General features: G+C 38.0%; 17 protein-coding genes. 4 read left to right on the top strand and 13 right to left on the bottom strand.

Features of this window, described 5'->3' with window-relative positions; all coding sequences use genetic code 11:
- Positions 1 to 15 precede the first annotated feature (15 nt).
- The 4 genes from ACN6MX_RS05050 (at position 16) to ACN6MX_RS05035 (ending at position 2,986) form a co-directional block, all read left to right on the top strand.
- The gene (locus tag ACN6MX_RS05050; protein WP_419961575.1) at positions 16 to 879 is read left to right on the top strand and encodes a hypothetical protein; all 864 of its coding nucleotides are present in this window, start codon (positions 16 to 18) and stop codon (positions 877 to 879) included.
- A 180-nt stretch (positions 880 to 1,059) separates the two neighbouring features.
- Entirely contained in the window at positions 1,060 to 1,260 is a 201-nt protein-coding gene (locus ACN6MX_RS05045) for a hypothetical protein (RefSeq protein WP_419961574.1), read from the top strand.
- Positions 1,261 to 1,529: 269 nt separating this feature from the next.
- Positions 1,530 to 2,591: a CotH kinase family protein gene (locus tag ACN6MX_RS05040; RefSeq protein ID WP_419962556.1), complete on the top strand. Its 1,062-nt coding sequence runs from the start codon at positions 1,530 to 1,532 to the stop codon at positions 2,589 to 2,591.
- A 17-nt stretch (positions 2,592 to 2,608) separates the two neighbouring features.
- Positions 2,609 to 2,986, top strand: coding sequence for an SET domain-containing protein (locus ACN6MX_RS05035; protein ID WP_419961573.1), 378 nt, complete (start codon positions 2,609 to 2,611; stop codon positions 2,984 to 2,986).
- Between the two features lie 74 nt (positions 2,987 to 3,060).
- Here the strand turns inward: ACN6MX_RS05035 and hprK are convergent, their stop codons facing one another.
- From hprK to ACN6MX_RS04970, 13 genes are all read right to left on the bottom strand, one after another.
- Entirely contained in the window at positions 3,061 to 3,984 is a 924-nt protein-coding gene (hprK, locus tag ACN6MX_RS05030) for an HPr(Ser) kinase/phosphatase (protein WP_419961572.1), read from the bottom strand.
- Positions 3,985 to 4,267: 283 nt separating this feature from the next.
- Positions 4,268 to 5,104 (bottom strand): SDR family NAD(P)-dependent oxidoreductase, encoded by an 837-nt coding sequence (locus tag ACN6MX_RS05025; RefSeq protein ID WP_419961571.1) that lies wholly within the window; start codon positions 5,102 to 5,104, stop codon positions 4,268 to 4,270.
- Positions 5,105 to 5,115: 11 nt separating this feature from the next.
- The gene (locus tag ACN6MX_RS05020; RefSeq protein WP_419961570.1) at positions 5,116 to 5,850 is read right to left on the bottom strand and encodes an SDR family NAD(P)-dependent oxidoreductase; all 735 of its coding nucleotides are present in this window, start codon (positions 5,848 to 5,850) and stop codon (positions 5,116 to 5,118) included.
- 15 nt (positions 5,851 to 5,865) lie between these two features.
- Positions 5,866 to 7,053 (bottom strand): MFS transporter, encoded by a 1,188-nt coding sequence (locus tag ACN6MX_RS05015; RefSeq protein ID WP_419961569.1) that lies wholly within the window; start codon positions 7,051 to 7,053, stop codon positions 5,866 to 5,868.
- Positions 7,054 to 7,413: 360 nt separating this feature from the next.
- The gene (gene pyrE, locus ACN6MX_RS05010; RefSeq protein WP_419961568.1) at positions 7,414 to 8,046 is read right to left on the bottom strand and encodes an orotate phosphoribosyltransferase; all 633 of its coding nucleotides are present in this window, start codon (positions 8,044 to 8,046) and stop codon (positions 7,414 to 7,416) included.
- Entirely contained in the window at positions 8,043 to 8,753 is a 711-nt protein-coding gene (pyrF, locus tag ACN6MX_RS05005) for an orotidine-5'-phosphate decarboxylase (protein WP_419961567.1), read from the bottom strand. Before pyrF ends, pyrE begins: the two co-directional genes overlap by 4 nt.
- Positions 8,750 to 9,664 carry a dihydroorotate dehydrogenase gene (locus tag ACN6MX_RS05000; RefSeq protein WP_419961566.1) on the bottom strand — a complete coding sequence of 305 codons (915 nt, stop codon included), beginning with the start codon at positions 9,662 to 9,664 and terminating at the stop codon, positions 8,750 to 8,752. Before ACN6MX_RS05000 ends, pyrF begins: the two co-directional genes overlap by 4 nt.
- The gene (locus ACN6MX_RS04995; RefSeq protein WP_419961565.1) at positions 9,661 to 10,437 is read right to left on the bottom strand and encodes a dihydroorotate dehydrogenase electron transfer subunit; all 777 of its coding nucleotides are present in this window, start codon (positions 10,435 to 10,437) and stop codon (positions 9,661 to 9,663) included. Before ACN6MX_RS04995 ends, ACN6MX_RS05000 begins: the two co-directional genes overlap by 4 nt.
- On the bottom strand, positions 10,434 to 13,631 hold the full coding sequence (gene carB, locus ACN6MX_RS04990; protein WP_419961564.1) for a carbamoyl-phosphate synthase large subunit: 3,198 nt from the start codon (positions 13,629 to 13,631) through the stop codon (positions 10,434 to 10,436). Before carB ends, ACN6MX_RS04995 begins: the two co-directional genes overlap by 4 nt.
- Complete coding sequence (locus ACN6MX_RS04985) at positions 13,610 to 14,725, bottom strand: carbamoyl phosphate synthase small subunit (RefSeq protein ID WP_419961563.1); 1,116 nt, start codon at positions 14,723 to 14,725, stop codon at positions 13,610 to 13,612. The genes carB and ACN6MX_RS04985 overlap by 22 nt, the downstream gene beginning before the upstream one ends.
- On the bottom strand, positions 14,722 to 16,002 hold the full coding sequence (locus ACN6MX_RS04980) for a dihydroorotase (RefSeq protein ID WP_419961562.1): 1,281 nt from the start codon (positions 16,000 to 16,002) through the stop codon (positions 14,722 to 14,724). Before ACN6MX_RS04980 ends, ACN6MX_RS04985 begins: the two co-directional genes overlap by 4 nt.
- A gap of 1 nt (position 16,003) precedes the next feature.
- Positions 16,004 to 16,882 (bottom strand): aspartate carbamoyltransferase catalytic subunit, encoded by an 879-nt coding sequence (locus tag ACN6MX_RS04975; RefSeq protein WP_419961561.1) that lies wholly within the window; start codon positions 16,880 to 16,882, stop codon positions 16,004 to 16,006.
- Positions 16,883 to 17,076: 194 nt separating this feature from the next.
- On the bottom strand, positions 17,077 to 18,396 hold the full coding sequence (locus ACN6MX_RS04970) for a uracil-xanthine permease family protein (protein WP_419961560.1): 1,320 nt from the start codon (positions 18,394 to 18,396) through the stop codon (positions 17,077 to 17,079).
- Positions 18,397 to 18,415 lie beyond the last annotated feature (19 nt).

Raw genomic sequence — 18,415 nt, 5'->3', positions numbered from 1 at the left:
AGGAGGTCCTCACAGATGGCACATAACCAACAAAATTTAAGCCCCGGCACTGCATATGCCCGGTTCATGCTAGGCTCCGTAATGACCGCTTACGGTACTGTACGACTTTTGCGTGAACCAAAAAGTAGAAGTGGGAGGATGCTTGTCTTATTTGGTTCCATGAAAGTAGCGGAAGGCGCAACAAAGTTTTGCCCAAGGAAAGCGATGAGTACTATAATGGAAAAAATGATGAGTGAAAATGCTACTCAAAGTGCACAGACTAATGCTGGTACTACGATGAATAGCGGAACACAATCCAAACAAAATACTTCAGGTAGTAGTGCGGGTCAAATGAACGGAAACATCATGCAAATGGTTGGAAATATTGCACAAACATTAACTGGCGGGAGTTCTGCACAAAATGCTTCTGGTAGTATGGGAGGTAACCAAAATAGCAACGGCACTGGACAAAATGCTATGGGTACCAATGCTCAAACAATCGGCAACATCGCTCAAACTGTCGTACCTCAAGTTAGCCAAATGGTCAAAAATGTAGCGGGTATGACCGGTTCCCAAATGGCCTCTGGAACGAATAGTGGAGGAAAACAAGCCTCTGCTTCAAGCGGAACAACCAACAAGAATACAGATGCAGATGCAGATGCAAATGCAAATGCTACCAAGAAAAATGCTTCTGCAAATAGTGAAAATACGAAGTCTGCTTCTGATACTAATAGTAAGAACAAGCAAACTGCTTCTATGAAAGGTAGCAATACGGCAAAAAGAGATACAAAATCGCAGTTAGACGGTGCAGCTACTGCTTCAAACATAGATTCATCCATAATAGACGCGATTTCGAAATCAGATCATAAAAACACTTCTACATCAAATATCCTCCAATAACATTAGTATGCCTATGCAAAAAATATAAAACGTGCTGTGAACTAGTCGATAAATTAATCGATTAGTGGGCAGCACGTTTTTTATATAAGCTTTGCTACTGTCTACTAAGACAATCGTCTATTTACTCATAAATATGTTGCGTATTATACAGTTAAATCTGTTATTAAGGAGGTGCATGTAATGAAAGGAAAAAAAGGAAAAAGAGGTAGTTCATCATCTGGAAGTACGTCTACTGGAAACACTTCTACTGGAACTGGATCTGGAACAAGATCATCTGGAAGCACGTCAACTGGTAGCACTTCTACCGGAACTGGATCTGGAACAAGATCAACTGGAAGCACGTCAACTGGTAGCTCATCATCTAGTAGCTCTACTAACTAAAATACATCAACAATAAATATTGTTTACGAAAAAGATGAAGCTCTCCTTTAATCATTATCCTTTTGGTTAAGGGAAGCTTTTAAACTTTCATTTTAGTTTGAAACGCTATCCATTCTTTTCCATGTAACCGGCAACTAACATAGCCCTTGTTCCTAAACAAAGTACTAAGGCTATGTTAGTTGTCAGGTTTAGTAGTGTCTTCAAATTTATAATCCTATTAATAGCAGGAGGTGTTTATAATTTCATATCAAATTCCGGCTTATTTCTTAATGATTGGGGATGAAAATCTTAATCGCTTAAGGAAAAACCTCAACAGCGATGAATCCGTTCCTAGCAAATTGAAGGTTGGGGACATCACATATAATATCCAAATTGCCTATCGTGGCTCTTATACACGGAAGTTCAGGAAACGATCCTTTATGATTGATTTCGATGATCCAGAAAAGTTCCTTGGGGCCCGTAAAATCCACCTAAATGCGGAATATAGGGACCCCTCACTTATACGCAATAAACTCTCTCTTGATTTCTTTCAAGATCTTGGGGTTTTATCACCAGATAGTCAGCATATAAATCTTTACCGAAACGGAGATATTAAAGGTGTATATTTACAACTGGAGTCAGTGGATGATTTGTTTTTGAAAAAAAGAGGACTTCCAGCTGGTCCTATTTATTATGCAATCAATAATGATGCAAATTTTTCATTTACGAGAGATGACAAGCAAAAAGAATCTCTAATGTCTGGTTATTTGCAAGCATCAGGAAAACCATCCGACGATGACTTTCTTCACCATTTAATAACCACTATAAATTCCACTCCACAAAGTGAATTCTTGAGTACTGTATCCCAACATCTTAATATGGATAAACTTCTGCTCTGGCTAGTCGGAGCAATTTGTACAATGAATAATGACGGCTTTACCCATAACTATGCTCTTTACCGCAATAGCGACACTTGCATGTTCGAAGTACTACCTTGGGACTATGATGCAACCTGGGGTCGAAAGGTAAACGGTGGAATAATGGACCATACTTACGTTCCTATTGAAGGAAAAAAAGGGAATCATCTTTTACATCTTCTTTTCCAAATACAGGAATTCCGTACACTTTACAAAATAAAATTAGAAGAAATCCTAGAAACTAAGTTTACAGTTGACTATTTGGAAAATAAAATATTAGACCTTCATCAGTTAGTGCGTCCTAATATCCTGCTAGACCCTTATAAAAAAAGGAAGATTGATATTTTTGATGATGAGCCAGAAGTTATTTTTCAATTTATTCGTGATCGCAGTAGTTATTTGAAAGAGCAATTAAAAATTTTAGAACAAAGTTAAGGAAAGGAGTTTTGCGGGTGGAACCCTTTTGTATCAAGGAAACCGGGAAGTATGGTAAAGGGTTATTTGCTACACGGGACATTAACAAAGATGAGCTCATTGAGGTGTCTCCTGTTTTAATATCACCCAAAAATGAATGGAAATATTTGAAGAAGACGATACTATTTAATTACTGTTTCTATTGGGGCGAAAAGAAGGATTCGGCCATTGCACTAGGATATGGAGCACTTTTTAATCATTCCTACACTCCTAATGTAACGTATGATAATAATGACAAGAATTTAACAATCGAGTTTTACGCCATTGATGATATTAAACAAGGGGAAGAACTAACGATAAATTACAATGGGGAAGTCGAAGATAAATCGGAACTTTGGTTTCCTGTAATTGAGTAAACAAAAGATATTACTGTAAATATAAAAAATGCCCTCCGTATAAGTAATCTTGGAGGGCATTTATGATGTGTCATCTATTGTTCTTCTTTCATTTCTTCCTCTAACCGTTTTACAAATTCTTCAGCTGCACTATATCCCTGTTGTTTTAAATACCAATTATTTGCAGCTGCTTCTATGAGACCAGCCACGTCACGACCAGGCTGTAATTGGATTTGAATATGGGGAATTTGCACCCCCATATAATCCTTAAATTTCGTTTCTAATTCTAGTTCATTATTTAAAGTATTACTTTCCCATTTAGTTAACTCTATATCCAATGCTATACGAGTCTCTTCTTGAAATGCACTACGACCATACAAGCGAACTACGTTCAACAACCCAATACTTCGCAAAGCCAAAAACTCCTTGTTTTTCTCATTATGAGATCCTAGAAGTGTTTGTGGACTTAGTTTTTTTAATACAACGATATCATCTGCTATTAGCCTATGACCGCGTCCTATTAATGTATGAGCTGTTTCACTTTTACCAACACCAGATTTACCACGCAACAAGATCCCCATACCCGATACATTTACACATACACCATGTATTGAAATCTCAGGAGCCATAGCTTTTATGACGAATGCATCCAGTTTAGCACTTACTTCGCTTGTCGAATCATTTGTACGCAGAACAGGAATTCCGTTTTCTACGCAATATTGAACTAGACCGTTTGGCTCTTTTTGATGGGAGGTAATAATAATGCATGGTGGATTATATGAAATAATATGGCCAATACGTAATTTACACTCTTCCTCATCCAAAGTATATAAATAATTTATCTCGTTTTTCCCTAAAATGTGTATATATTCAGGAGTAATAAAATTAAACATCCCCATGAATTCCAATCCAGGTCTACGCACTTTGCTATGCTTTACTTCTCTATGCAACTGATCCTCACCTGCCAACAACTCAAATGAAAACCGTCTTACTATATCTTTAACTGTTATTTTTTCCATCTATTTTTCTCTCGCCTTCTAAAGTAAAGCATTATTCCGACTGTTTTTAAACAGGTAATTATTTTTAATATAGTACCATATTTTATCAAATATAAGTTTAATTTTAAAAACATTTCACAGATTTTACTCATATCATGTACAATAGTTGTTATTAAAATTGATATACCAACTAAAGTAATCAATTGAAAAACGTCCACAGATAAATGATCCCTTTATCTGTGGACGTTTTATATTAAACCAAAATTTTAGCTATACCAAAAAATCGTTAGCAGCGTGCTATCAACTATTTATTTATAACTGCGTTATCTGTTGAAGATAAAAACGTAGAATCGTACGAAACAATATTCCCCATACCACCACCGACATTGATTTTTTGACCCGTCACAAAATCAGAAAGTTCGCTGCTTAAGAATAATGCTACACCTGCAATATCTTCCGCTGTCCCTAATCGACCAATTGGAACCTCTTTATTTGCTACACCTTTCAGTAATTCATCTCTTTCAGGTCCTGGTGGCATTACTTTATCCCAAAATGGCGTCATAATTGGACCAGGAGCAATAACATTCACATATATTCCTTTTGGGGCTAGCTCGAACGCTAAATTTTTAGTCACGCTTTCAATTGCCCCTTTTGCTGCATGATAATGTAACACAACCGAATATGGATGGAATGCACCCATCGAGGAAAAGTTAACAATTTTCCCGTACTTTTGTTTCTTCATATGGGGAAGCACTTCTAAAATAACATTCATCGTTCCATTTAAATTCAACTCAACAACCGTATTCCAATCTGACATCGTGATATTATCAGAGTTTCCATTATCACTAAGGACACCACCAGCGCAATTTGCTAAAATATCTACTCTTCCAAATTGGTTTATTGTTTCTTGAACGAGGCTCTGAACCTGATCTACATCTGTTATATCTACAGCATGATATACTTCACATATACCTCCATCTTGTTGAATTTGATGTGCTACATGTTTCGCTCCCTCCAAATTCATATCGGCAATTACAACACTTGCCCCAACTTGTGCAAACTTCTTGGCAATTGCTTCTCCCATCCCGTTCGAACCGCCTGTTACAATTGCAATTTTATCCTTTAAGAGCAAGGTAACCATTCCTTTCCCACTTAACCCCTGATGCCTCCATCTGCTACAACAGATGTTCCTGTCATATAAGATGATTCATCTGATGCTAAAAAAAGTAGTATTTTTGCTTGTTCCTCTGCAGTAGACATACGTCCGATTGGAATCATTTTTTCCATATGGGATGTGTTAGGGTTGTCTTCAATCATTTCTGTATATACAACCCCTGGAAGTAAATTATTCACTCGAATATTCTTATTTGCATATTCAGAAGCAACCACTTTAGACATATGCGTAATTCCCGCTTTGACAAAACTATATAATGCATGCGTAGGTAAAACATTTGTTGCTGCTAATGATGTGACATTGATAATATTTCCTTCTTGGGCCGCCTCCATATGCGGTAATACCTCTTGCATCATTCTAAAATAGGCGTATGCATCAAGCTTTACAAAAGCATCCCAATCCTCTTTCGTGAATGCAACAAATGGCTTTTCGATAATATTCCCTGCGTTATTTACTAAAATATTAATCTTTCCGAATTTCTCTAGTGACTCGCTTATTATTTTTTGGTAGCTTTCTTCTTCCAACATGTCTGCTTGTATAAAATGAGCGTTTCCTCCACTATTACTAATAGCTTCAACAACAGCTTCCCCATTTTCCTTTCTTCTACCGGTAACAATTACATTAGCTCCTTCTTGCGCAAATAATATTGCGCAAGCTTTCCCAATACCAGAAGTACTCCCTGTAATAATTGCTACTTTATCCTTCAGTCGCATGTTAGTACTCTCCCTTTACTCAAGTGATATTTGTGGGTTTTGTGCCGGTAATTTTACCGCTATTAGCCAAACTAATCCTAAACAAAATAACCCAACCGTACTAATTAATAAAGGAAACCTTCCAATATCTTGGTTTAGCATATTTAAAATAGCTGCAAAAATAAACGGTCCAATAATACCTCCTATACCTTGTGCTGCAACAGCTAATCCTACAAAAGAAGTACCCGCTTCCTTAGGAGTCGCATCCGAAATACGCGCAAACACACCCGGAATCCCAATCCCCATTCCTATACCACCAATAATACTTCCCACAAAAATCATAGCTAAGCTGTGGGAGAAATAACAAATTGCCATTCCTACACCAGTCAGAAATACCGCTACTGGTAGATAAGTTACTTGGAGTTTATTCTTGATATATCCAAAACAGGTTCCAGCTAGTAGTGTTCCAAATGTAAAAACAGAAATCGCAAGTCCCGCTTCGGTTGCATTACCTAAATTTTCATTTTGTATTACGACAGAAATATTAGTGACATATCCGAAAATAAGAGCCGAATAAAATATTTGACCTAATGACACACCGTATACGACCTTTGGAATCTTTATCTTTTGTAGTAAATGTTTCTCCTCTTTGACTTTCTTTTCCGGTTCCGGTAGGAATAAGAAAGTGATTGCTAAAATCCATATAGGGAATAAATATGTTAAGAATCCATATTGCCAGCCATATGCATCAGCTAAAATACCTCCTCCCAATTGGAAGAAAATAGCTCCTATACATGCAATAGTTGATGTCCCAAATCCAATTAAGAAGTCTCTTTCCTTGTTTTCAAAGAAATCCGAAATTATATCAATTGATAGCGGCATTGTTATTCCAACGCCTAACCCCAAAAGTCCTCGGAATGCAATGATTAAAGGCAGACTATCTAAAAAGAAAGGCATTACACCACCAATGATAAATAAAGTCAATCCGGTAAATAACAATGTTCTTTTCTTAAATCTCTGAGATAATTTTCCATAAAAGAGTGCTGGAACAATTTGGATCAATCCTGGAAATGTCGCTACAAGCATGACAATTGTCGGATTATAATTTGGAAATGCTGCAATAATATCCGCCATAATGGATCCAGCTACCCCCGCAGCCACATCTTGAAATGCAATAATTACAATTAAGAATTTCAAGAAATTTTTACTAATACCTTTTCTCATCTAGTACGCCCCCTTTATTTTGTCAAGACTTTTAAAACCACCACTTTTAAAAAAGAGATGTTATTACTTACATAAATCATTCGGAAATATAAGAAGCTTCACAGTAAATCTAAAGCGCTTACATTGCCTGATTAAATGATATAATGCTGTATTTTCTTTTGCAATGTTTTCTTAATTTTCAGTTATTTTTTGGTGGTTTATAAATTAGAAACTAATAAATTTTATCACACTTCCTTTTCTACCATAATATTAAGTTCCTTCTATTTTACATTTTTGTATATAACTATACCTTCCGCTTATTTGAAAGAGTATATAATCAAAAAAGACATTCACCATTGTACAAGTGAATGTCTTTTCCCATTATTTCAACAAGCCTTCTTTTAAATCATTATGCCATTTTGAAAGCATTGGAAGATCTTCTTCTCTAATCGTCCCGGCTTCAAAAGCTGCATTTGTTAACGTATCATAATTTGTTAGGCTTACAAACTTAATGCAAGCTTCTTTAAATGTTTGTTCGGCCTTAGGTAGTCCGTATGTAAAAATGCTTACTACGCCAAGTACTTCAAAGCCCTCTTTTTGAAGAGCTTCTACCGCTACTAGGCTGCTACCACCTGTTGAGATTAAGTCTTCAATTACTACTACTTTTTGTCCTGCGACTATTTTACCTTCAATTTGATTGCCACGGCCATGTTCTTTTGCTTTTGAGCGAACATATAGCATTGGAAGTTCTAATACATCACTTACCCATGCAGCATGAGGAATACCTGCAGTTGCCGTACCTGCTACTGCTTCTGTTTCAGGGAAGTTTTCCTCGATCGCTTGTGCTAAACCAAGTGCAATTACTTTTCTAATAGCAGGGGACGACATTGTAATTCGATTATCACAGTATATTGGTGATTTAATGCCAGAAGCCCATATGAATTGATCATTTGGTTTTAATGCCACTGCACCAACTTCAAGAAGTGCTTTGGCAATTTTGTTTTCTAAGCTCATGCGTTTTCCTCCCACATTTTCAAAATAGTTTCATATGCTTGTACTGGATTTTCCGCTTTTGTTATTGCTCGACCTACAACAATATGGGAGGAACCAAGAATTCGTGCATTTGCTGGAGTAGCTACACGTATCTGATCATGTGCTTCTCCTTCTGCTAAACGAATACCAGGGGTAACTCGTAAAAACTCCTGTCCACAAGCAGCTGTAATTTTCTGAGCTTCCAAAACGGAACAAACGACTCCATCTAGTGCCGCTGTTTTAGCTAGCTCCGCATAATGTACAACCGATGCATCAATCGTCGTTTGAATCAGCTGTTCCTGTTGCATTTTAGATTCAGACGTTGAAGTTAACTGAGTTACAGCAATAATTGAAGGTCTTTTATTGCCAGTTGCGGTACCGACCTCTAACCCTTCACGGGCAGCAATCATCATGGCCGCTCCACCAGCAGCATGGACATTCACTAAATCTGCACCTAAACGAGCGAGACCTTTCATCGCCAGACCAACTGTATTAGGAATATCATGTAATTTCAAATCTAGAAATACATCATGACCCATATCTTTCAATTTGTACACGATGGAAGGTCCTTCTTGCAAATAAAGCTCCATACCTACTTTTACAAATAACGATTGCTCAAACGGTTTGAGAAACTGATATGCATCACTTGCAGATGCAAAGTCTAATGCAATAATTGGGCTATTTTTCATAGTCGATGACTCCTTCCAACTAGATCGGTTACTGTTTCAAATCCTAGTTCATCTAATTTTTCTGGCAGTTGTTCGATCAACTTCGGACAAATGAATGGATCTACAAAGTTTGCTGTTCCCACGGCAACCGCACTCGCACCAGCTGATAAGAAATCAATCACATCATCGATTGTTGCAATTCCACCCATTCCGATAATTGGAATGGACACTTGTTTTGCTACATCATAAACCATGCGAAGTGCCACTGGTTTAATAGCTGGACCCGATAAACCCCCTGTTACGTTCGCAATTACTGGACGACCAGTTTTTGTGTCTAAGCGCATGCCGAGTAATGTATTAATCATCGTTATGCCGTCAGCTCCACCTGCTTCTACCGCTCTTGCAATTTCTCCAATATCAGTTACATTCGGAGATAGCTTCACATATACGGGGACAGATGATACTGCTTTTACTGCGTTAGTCAATTGTTCCGCAACAAAAGGATCTGTTCCAAACGTAATTCCACCTTGCTTTACATTGGGACAAGAGATATTTAGTTCAAGGGCGTGCACATTCGGTGCTTTTGAAATGGCTTCTGCTACAACGACATAATCCTCAGTTGTATAGCCAGCTACATTAGCAATAATTGGAACTTCATATTGCTCAAGCCAAGACAGCTCATTTTCTACCACTTTTTTTAATCCAGGATTTTGTAAACCAATTGCATTTAACATTCCTGCTGGCGTTTCTGCCACACGTGGTGTCGGATTGCCAAGTCTTGTTTCCGGGGTTGTAGCCTTTATCATAATGGCACCCAACTTAGACAAATCGTATAACTTTGCATATTCTTTTCCGAACCCAAAACAACCAGATGCCGGCATGATTGGGTTGTTCAAAGAAAGACCTGGTAATAGGGTAGCTAATCTATTCATACTCGAACCACTCCTGACGGGAACACTGGACCATCTGAACAAACTTTCACATAATCAGCTTCTATTTTCTCTGATGTATCACAAACACAAGCAAAACATGCACCAATTCCACAACCCATGCGCTGTTCAAAGGATAAATAGCCTTCTTTTTCTGGGTACATTTTTTCTAGTGCGGCAAGCATCGGTGTTGGACCACAGCTATAGTAAACCGCAAAATCATCTTCAAATGTTTCTAATACATTTGTTACAAATCCAGTAGAACCATAGCTACCGTCTACCGTTACAATATAGGTTTCTCCAAGTTCTTGAAATTGTTTTTCATAAAAAACAACAGCTTCTGACTGAAATCCTAAAACATGAATAGGCTGTACTCCTCTTTTTACAAGTCTTTTAGATAGCTCAAATAGAGGTGGTACACCAATTCCACCGCCTACTAGCAAAGCCTTTTGACCAGCTACTAATTTATCAGTTGGAAAACCATTTCCAAGAGGTCCAAGTACATCCACTTGGTCTCCTGGTTTTTTTTCAGAAAGAAGTGTAGTTCCTATACCATCTGCTCGGTAGATCATCGTAAATTCTAATGTTTCTTCATTTATTGAGGAAATACTTATTGGTCTCCTTAGCAAAGGTTCCATTTGATCAGACACTCGCAGATGGACAAATTGACCCGGTTGTTTCATATCAAGTACAAGCTGTCCTGTCAATGTGAGTTCAAAAATGTTCGTCGCAATTATTCTTTGTTTTACGACTTGCATTTGTTCTTGTCTAATCATGCTTTAACCTCCTGGTGCTTCATAGTCTCAGTAGAGAATGTCATCGATTCAATAACACGTAGCATTGCTTCTGCCGTATCTAACGAAGTTAAACATGGGATACCATTTTCTACAGACTCTCTACGAATACGGAATCCATCACGTTCAGGCTGCATTCCTTTAGTTAATGTGTTAATGATAAATTGTGCTTCCCCTTTTTGAATAACATCTAGTAATGTAGTTCCTTTTGCACCGATCTTATCGACGATGTCTACTGGAATTCCAGCATTTTTTATAGATTCTGCCGTCCCTTGAGTAGCCATAATGCGGAATCCAATTGCGTAAAATCTTTTCGCAATTTCTGTGCCTTCTGCTTTATCTTTATCCGAAATGGTCATTAGTACTGTACCATGGTCTTTAATATCCATTCCCGCTGCTGCTAATCCTTTATATAATGCTTTTTCAAGTGTAATGTCTTTACCCATTACTTCCCCAGTAGATTTCATCTCAGGTCCGAGCGTAATGTCTACTCGGCGAAGTTTTGCAAAGCTGAAAACTGGTACTTTTACATATACTCCTGGGCTATTTGGGGCAAGTCCTGATGTGTACCCTTGATCAATGATCGATTGACCCAAAATCGCTTTTGTAGCAATATTCGCCATTGGAATGGATGTGATTTTACTTAAGAATGGTACTGTTCGACTCGAACGTGGATTTACTTCAATTACGTAGACCTCATCCTTGGAAATGACATACTGGATATTCATCAATCCAACTATATTCAATCCTTTTGCAAGTCTTGTTGTGTAATCTACCAATGTATCAATCTGTTGTCTTGATAGTTTTTGTGGCGGATACACAGCAATTGAATCACCTGAGTGAACACCTGCACGCTCTATATGCTCCATGATTCCCGGTATTAATACATTTTCCCCATCACAAATTGCATCTACTTCAATTTCTGTTCCTGTTAAGTAACGGTCGATTAGAACTGGTTTTTCAGGGCTTGCTTCCACCGCATGCTCCATATAGTGTTTGATCTCATCTTCGGTATATACTATTTGCATTGCACGACCACCAAGTACGTAAGAAGGTCTGACTAGAACCGGGAAACCTATTTCATGTGCAATTTTAGTTGCTTCTTCCACAGTTACCGCAGTTTTTCCGAGCGGCTGTGGAATATCAATTTCATGAAGGGCAGCTTCAAACTTGTTACGATTTTCGGCACGGTCAATGTCTTCAAGTGTAGTGCCAAGAATTTTAACTCCTCTTTCTTCTAGTCCAGCCGCCAAGTTAATCGCTGTTTGCCCACCGAATTGTACGACTACACCTTTTGGTTGTTCCAAATCGACAATATGCATTACATCTTCAAGCGTTAGGGGTTCAAAATATAATTTATCCGAGATGGAGAAATCGGTTGAAACGGTTTCTGGATTATTATTGATAATAATTGCCTCATAACCTGCTTCTTTAATCGCCCATACCGAATGTACAGTTGCATAGTCAAACTCAACCCCTTGGCCGATACGAATTGGACCTGATCCTAGTACAATGACGCTTTCTTTTTCCGTACGAATGGATTCATTTTCCTCTTCATACGTTCCATAGAAGTAAGGTGTCTCTGACTCAAACTCTCCTGCACAAGTATCGACCATTTTGTAGACTGGTACAATTCCGTTTTCTTTTTTAAAGTTGTATACTTCTAATTCTTTCACATTCCAGTATTTTGCAATTGTTTTATCAGCAAAGCCCATACGTTTTGCTTTATATAATACTTCTTGGTTGAAAGGATTTTCTTGGATTACTTGTTCATACTTCACTATATTTTGAAGTTTGTTTAGGAAAAACAAATCAATTTGGCTCCACTCATGAATTGTTTCTACCGTTACTCCACGACGAAGTGCTTCTCCTATGAAGAATAGCCTTTCGTCTCCTGCACGACGAATACGTTTTTCCATCCATGCATCTGTAATGGACTCACTGTTTTTCATCTCGATATGGTAATGTCCTGTTTCAAGCGAACGAATTGATTTAAGTATTGCTTCCTCAAATGTACGTCCAAGTGACATTACTTCTCCAGTTGCTTTCATTTGAGTACCTAGATTTCGTTTAGCCGATTCAAATTTATCGAATGGCCATCTTGGAATTTTCGCTACAATATAATCTAGTGCCGGCTCAAAGCAAGCGTAGGTTTTTTGAGTAACTGGGTTCATCATCTCATCCAATGTAAGTCCTACTGCGATTTTAGCGGCAAGTTTTGCAATTGGATAGCCAGTTGCTTTTGAAGCAAGCGCAGATGAACGGCTTACACGGGGGTTTACCTCGATAATATAATAGTTAAAGCTATGTGGATCAAGTGCTAGTTGTACGTTACATCCACCTTCGATTTTAAGTGCACGAATAATTTTTAGCGATACATTTCGAAGCATTTGGTTTTCACGATCAGATAATGTTTGTGTTGGAGCAACTACGATTGAATCGCCGGTATGAATACCAACAGCATCGAAGTTTTCCATATTACATACAACAATTGCGTTATCTGCAGAGTCACGCATTACTTCGTACTCAATCTCTTTATAGCCAGCAATCGATTTCTCAAGTAAACATTGAGTAACCGGGCTGTATTTTAAACCACTCGTCACAATCTCGGCTAAATCTGCATCATTATAACAAATACCCCCGCCTGTTCCACCCATTGTAAATGCTGGGCGAACGATAACTGGGTAGCCAATTCGTTCAACAAATACTTTCGCTTCTTCAAGATTATGGATAATATCACTATCTGGAACTGGTTCATTTAATTCATTCATCAGTGTACGGAATAGATCACGATCTTCCGCTTTGTGAATGGCTTCTAGTTTTGTACCTAAAATTTCAATTCCTAACTCATCCAAAATACCTGATTCATCGAGCTCTATTGCCATATTCAATCCAGTTTGTCCACCAAGTGTAGGTAAAATTGCATCTGGACGTTCTTTGCGAATGATTTTACTAACAAATGGTAGTGTAAGAGGTTCTATATAAACTTTATCTGCAATTTCCGTATCCGTCATAATAGTTGCAGGATTGGAATTCACGAGGATAACGCTATAGCCTTCTTCCCTAAGTGAAATACATGCTTGTGTACCTGCATAGTCAAATTCAGCAGCTTGACCAATGATGATTGGACCGGAACCGATTACTAATATCGTTTTTATATCTTTACGTTTAGGCATGTGAATTCTCCTTTTTGCTCTTTAGCATTCATTAATTCGATAAACTCGTCAAATAAATGTTTTGAATCTTCTGGTCCTGATGATCCTTCTGGGTGGAACTGAACACAAAATACTGGGAATTTAGTATGTCTCACCCCTTCAACTGTACCGTCATTTAAAGCTATATGTGTTATTTCTAAATCTGTTTTTGCGACAGAATCTGCATCAATTGCATAACCATGGTTTTGAGATGTTAACTCTGTTTTTCCTGTTCTTAAATCTTTTACTGGATGATTTCCACCACGATGCCCAAATTTTAATTTGAAGGATGTAGCTCCACATGCAAGTGAAATAAGTTGATGTCCTAAACATACTCCGAAAATCGGCACTTTTCCGATAATTCCTTTGACCATTTCAATTGCTTCTGGGATATCAGTTGGATCTCCAGGTCCATTGGATAACATGACGCCATCTGGGAACATACCTAAAATTTCAGTTGCTGATGTGTTATAAGGGACAACAATAACATCACAATCACGTTTGTTTAGTTCTCTTAAAATACCGTGTTTCATCCCAAAGTCCACAAGTACGACTCTTTTCCCTCGACCTGGGCTTGGATATGGACGAGTTATCGAAACTTGTTCTACTACATTTCTTGGAATTTCTGTAGCTTGAAGTTCTTTTACTACTTGCTCCACGTTCACTTCTTCATCTGCATTTGTAAGTCTTCCTTTTAAAGAGCCATGCATACGTATAATCCGCGTTAGCTTTCTTGTGTCAATTCCTTCAATTCCAGGAATGTTTTTTGCATTTAAAAATTCACTTAAAGTACCAGTGCTTCTGAAATTCGAGGGTTGTTCAGCAAGCTCTCTAATAACTACTCCAGAAAGTCCAATTGTAATAGCTTCAAAATCATCTGGATTTATACCATAGTTACCAACCATTGGATACGTAAACATTAATATTTGCCCACAGTTTGAAGGATCTGAAATAGATTCCTGATAGCCAGTCATAGCAGTTGTAAAAATTACTTCTCCAATAGTTCCTGCTTCACTTCCAAATGCATTTCCCTTAAATACAGTACCGTCTTCTAATATTAAGTATCTTGTTTTCATGCCTGTTCCCCCTGCCATACGATTTCTCCATTAAACATGGTAAGTTGCGGCCAACCAGTACAAGCCCATCCGGTAAACGGCGTATTCTTTCCTTTTGATAAAGATGCTTCTTTATCTATTTTTTGTTCTTTTTCTAAATCAATTAAAACTAAATCCGCAGGTGCTCCTACTTCAATCCTTCCAAATTCAAAGCCAAATACATCTGCAGGTTTAACCGTTAAGTAATCTAAAAGTTGTTTGAGTGTCCAGTCACCAGTTTTAACGAAGTGAGTATATAATAATGGGAATGCTGTTTCTAACCCGACAATACCAAAAGGTGCTTTTTCAAAACCTAATGACTTCTCTTCCTCTGTATGTGGAGCATGATCCGTTGCGATAAAATCTAACGTTCCATCTTCTAATCCCGCGCGAAGTGCTATCATATCTTCTTTAGCTCTTAGTGGGGGGTTCATTTTCCAAGCTGCATCATTGGAAAGAATATCGTCCTCACAAAGCAATAAATGATGTGGACTTACTTCTGCTGTTACATGAATACCTGCTTTTTTAGCGTCTCGTATTACACGAACTGATTCTTTTGTACTGACATGACATACATGATAATGAGCACCAGCTGCCTCTGCGAGTAATATGTCTCTTGCAATATGTACTGATTCGGAAACAGAGGGAATACCTCTTAATCCAAGCTCTTCACTGCGTTTTCCTTTATGCATAACCCCACCGTAAATAAGCGTGTTATCTTCACAGTGAGCAACAATCGGAATATTAAATTTTGCCGCTTCGCTCATTGCTTCGAGCATTGTCCCGGCCGTTTGGATACCAACACCGTCATCTGTTAAAGCAAAGGCTCCAAGATTTTTCAATGCTTCGATATCTGTTCTTTCCTTACCCGCTTGTCGGATTGTAATGGATCCGTAAGGTAATACCCGAACAAGTGCATTTTTCTCTATTAAATCTAAAACATGTGAGAAATTTTCTACAGTGTCTGGCACTGGTCTTGTATTCGGCATAGCGCAAATGGTTGTATAGCCCCCTTTTGCTGCAGCTTTTGTTCCTGTTTCAATCGTTTCCTTATGCTCTCCACCCGGTTCACGTAAGTGTACATGAACATCGATGAAACCAGCAGAAAGTAACCGGCCTTTACCATCAATTTGTTGTGCATCATTTGATGTAACATTCGCTCCAATTGCTGCAATCCTACCATCTTGAACTAAAACAGCTGTCGTCTCTAATTTCCCTTCATTGTTAACTATTTGAACGTTTTGAATAATTTTAGTCATGTTATTCTCTCCCTTTCAAAAGCAGTTCAAGGATAGCCATTCGAACATAAGTACCATTTTCCATTTGTTTAAAAATCCTTGACCGATCACATTCTACTAGTTCATTAGCTATTTCCACGTCTCTGTTGAATGGGGCTGGATGCATGATGATTGCATTTTTTTTCATTTTCCGCTCTCGCTCTATTGTTAGACCATACATTTGATGATACTGTTCTTTAGAAAATGTTGTCTTCCCATCATGTCTTTCGTGCTGGACTCGGAGCATCATGAGAACATCACTATCTTCTATTACATCATCGAATTCATTAAACGCTTCAAACTCACCTTGCCACTCGGATGGGCAAACTAATCGGACTTGTGCGCCTAATCTTGAAAGCGCGTCTGCATTAGATCTTGCAACACGGCTATGGGCGATATCTCCTACAATTGAGATTACTTTATCTTGTAGCGTGCCAAATTCTTGCCAAATTGTATAAATATCAAGAAGGCTTTGCGTCGGATGATTTCCTGTACCGTCTCCGCCATTGATAATAGCAGTATTAACTTTTCCAACTAGTTCCTCAAAAAAGTTGTTTTGTTCATGCCTGATTACTAATACATCTAGGCCAACGCATTCAAATACTTTTACTGTGTCATAGAGTGTTTCACCTTTTAATGTACTTGAGAAGTCGGAATCGAAAGGAAGAACTTCTAAATTTAGTTTTCTTTCAGCCATTTCAAAGCTCATCTTAGTTCTAGTGCTAGGTTCAAAAAAGAGGTTCGACACTGTGAATCTATTTGTCAGTTTGGAGATGGCACCTTCGCGAAAAGCTTGCGCTTGCTCTAATATCGCATGTATTTGATCTACAGATAAGTCTTTCATTGATACTAAATTTTTCATAAATATCCACCTTTCATATCTAATACGTCTTAGTTTATTTGTATACTGACTTTGCAAGATAAAATTAAAACCTCCTCGAAAAAGTCTCGAGAAGGTTCGTTTTTGCATAGACAAGTAGTGGGAACATGTAATATGTCCCAACTTGCTATTTCGAACCTTTTGCTGACTCACTGTTCAACTTCTTAAAAGGCCTATTATTCAGTTTGATGTAAATCTATGCTTTCTGCTTGTTTTCTACCTGGTAGGATGAGATTTAGCACTACACCGAGAATTGCTGCTAAAGCCATACCCTCTATGCTAAGTGCTTCAGTAACGATGAATTTTGCTCCTCCGATTCCTATTACTAGAATTACAGAAGCAATGACTAAATTACGACTATTTCCAAAGTCCACTTTTGCATCAACTAACATTCGTAATCCGCTTGCTGCAATTATTCCAAATAATAGGATAGATACGCCTCCTAAAACTGCTATTGGTATCGTAGAAATGACGGCCATCGCTTTTCCAAAAAATGATAGTAGAATAGCCACTACAGCTGCACCCAAAATAACATACACACTATATATACGAGTTATTGCTAACACTCCGATATTTTCACCGTAAGTCGTTTTTGGTGGTCCACCGATAAGTGCACTTACTAATGTTCCTAAACCATCACCTAGTAATGATCTATGTAATCCAGGTTCTTTTATATAATCTCTTTCTACAACTTTCCCGAGTACGAGCTGATGCCCAATATGCTCGGAGATTGTTACGATAACGATTGGAACCATTACTAGTAAAATATTAGTAGTGATGACAAAATCATAATGTACTCCAGGTATTAAAAATTCAGGTAAAGCGAATATTTTCGCTTCTTTTATTGGAGCAAAGTCAACTATTCCAATGGCGACAGAATAGATGTAACCAACCACTAATCCAACTAAGATTGGCATTGTACTAATTATATTTTTGAAGTACACCGTACAGATTATCGCCGTTAACAAAGTAACCAATGCCGCTGAGAAATGCATGAGGCTATATTCTTTTAAGCCTGTATCAGTATTTGTTATATTCATCGCCATATCGACAGCTGTGCCCGACAATCCAAGACCAATAACCATAATGACCGGTCCAACAACAATGGCAGGTAAAAGCTTCATAATCCATTTATAACCGCTTTTCCAAATTACAAGGGACACGATTCCATAAACTAAACCTACAAAAACCGCTCCGATCATTGCATTCCCTGGATTAATGGCTTGACCAGATTCATCTAATCCATTTACTGCAATAATTATTGGTGCGATGAATGCGAACGACGATCCTAAATATGCCGGGACTTGGAATTTCGTTACGAGCAAGAAAATTATTGTTGCAATCCCGCTTGTTAACAATGCAATTGCAGGACTCAAACCAACTAGCTGTGGTACTAATATAGTCGACCCGAACATTGCGAACATATGCTGAAAACTTAAGGTGATGAGCTGTCCACTTGATGGCTTATCATTTACATCTAAAACGGCGTTTGTCATGAATTTTCCCTACCTTTTA

Origin of the sequence: Psychrobacillus sp. BM2 (genome assembly GCF_048572895.1) — a bacterium.
In the GTDB taxonomy this organism is placed as follows: domain Bacteria; phylum Bacillota; class Bacilli; order Bacillales_A; family Planococcaceae; genus Psychrobacillus.
Note: the sequence above shows the minus strand (reverse complement) of the source record. Positions and strands in the feature narration are given on the sequence as shown.